The 1,735-nt window shown below is 48.8% G+C and carries 1 rRNA gene; it reads left to right on the top strand.

Going from position 1 to position 1,735, the window contains the following annotated elements:
- Positions 1–110 precede the first annotated feature (110 nt).
- Positions 111–1,661: ribosomal RNA gene (locus KA909_RS08035) — 16S ribosomal RNA — on the top strand.
- Positions 1,662–1,735: the final 74 nt, after the last annotated feature.

Genomic DNA, 1,735 nt, shown 5'->3' with positions numbered 1-1,735 from the left:
AATGAACATTGAAAACTGAATGACAATATGTCAACGTTAATTCCAATAAACAGTAACTTAACTGTTACAAACACTATTTAGTATTATGAGCTAATCAAACATCATAAATTTTTATGGAGAGTTTGATCCTGGCTCAGGATGAACGCTGGCGGCGTGCCTAATACATGCAAGTCGAGCGAACAGATAAGGAGCTTGCTCCTTTGACGTTAGCGGCGGACGGGTGAGTAACACGTGGGTAACCTACCTATAAGACTGGGATAACTTCGGGAAACCGGAGCTAATACCGGATAATATTTCGAACCGCATGGTTCGATAGTGAAAGATGGTTTTGCTATCACTTATAGATGGACCCGCGCCGTATTAGCTAGTTGGTAAGGTAACGGCTTACCAAGGCGACGATACGTAGCCGACCTGAGAGGGTGATCGGCCACACTGGAACTGAGACACGGTCCAGACTCCTACGGGAGGCAGCAGTAGGGAATCTTCCGCAATGGGCGAAAGCCTGACGGAGCAACGCCGCGTGAGTGATGAAGGTCTTCGGATCGTAAAACTCTGTTATTAGGGAAGAACATACGTGTAAGTAACTGTGCACGTCTTGACGGTACCTAATCAGAAAGCCACGGCTAACTACGTGCCAGCAGCCGCGGTAATACGTAGGTGGCAAGCGTTATCCGGAATTATTGGGCGTAAAGCGCGCGTAGGCGGTTTTTTAAGTCTGATGTGAAAGCCCACGGCTCAACCGTGGAGGGTCATTGGAAACTGGAAAACTTGAGTGCAGAAGAGGAAAGTGGAATTCCATGTGTAGCGGTGAAATGCGCAGAGATATGGAGGAACACCAGTGGCGAAGGCGACTTTCTGGTCTGTAACTGACGCTGATGTGCGAAAGCGTGGGGATCAAACAGGATTAGATACCCTGGTAGTCCACGCCGTAAACGATGAGTGCTAAGTGTTAGGGGGTTTCCGCCCCTTAGTGCTGCAGCTAACGCATTAAGCACTCCGCCTGGGGAGTACGACCGCAAGGTTGAAACTCAAAGGAATTGACGGGGACCCGCACAAGCGGTGGAGCATGTGGTTTAATTCGAAGCAACGCGAAGAACCTTACCAAATCTTGACATCCTTTGACAACTCTAGAGATAGAGCCTTCCCCTTCGGGGGACAAAGTGACAGGTGGTGCATGGTTGTCGTCAGCTCGTGTCGTGAGATGTTGGGTTAAGTCCCGCAACGAGCGCAACCCTTAAGCTTAGTTGCCATCATTAAGTTGGGCACTCTAAGTTGACTGCCGGTGACAAACCGGAGGAAGGTGGGGATGACGTCAAATCATCATGCCCCTTATGATTTGGGCTACACACGTGCTACAATGGACAATACAAAGGGTAGCGAAACCGCGAGGTCAAGCAAATCCCATAAAGTTGTTCTCAGTTCGGATTGTAGTCTGCAACTCGACTACATGAAGCTGGAATCGCTAGTAATCGTAGATCAGCATGCTACGGTGAATACGTTCCCGGGTCTTGTACACACCGCCCGTCACACCACGAGAGTTTGTAACACCCGAAGCCGGTGGAGTAACCATTTGGAGCTAGCCGTCGAAGGTGGGACAAATGATTGGGGTGAAGTCGTAACAAGGTAGCCGTATCGGAAGGTGCGGCTGGATCACCTCCTTTCTAAGGATATATTCGGAACATCTCGTAGAGATGAGGAATAACGTGACATATTGTATTCAGTTTTGAATGTTTAT

Origin of the sequence: Staphylococcus sp. GDX8P54P (assembly GCF_017893165.1) — a bacterium.
GTDB lineage: Bacteria > Bacillota > Bacilli > Staphylococcales > Staphylococcaceae > Staphylococcus > Staphylococcus borealis.
Note: the sequence above shows the minus strand (reverse complement) of the source record. Positions and strands in the feature narration are given on the sequence as shown.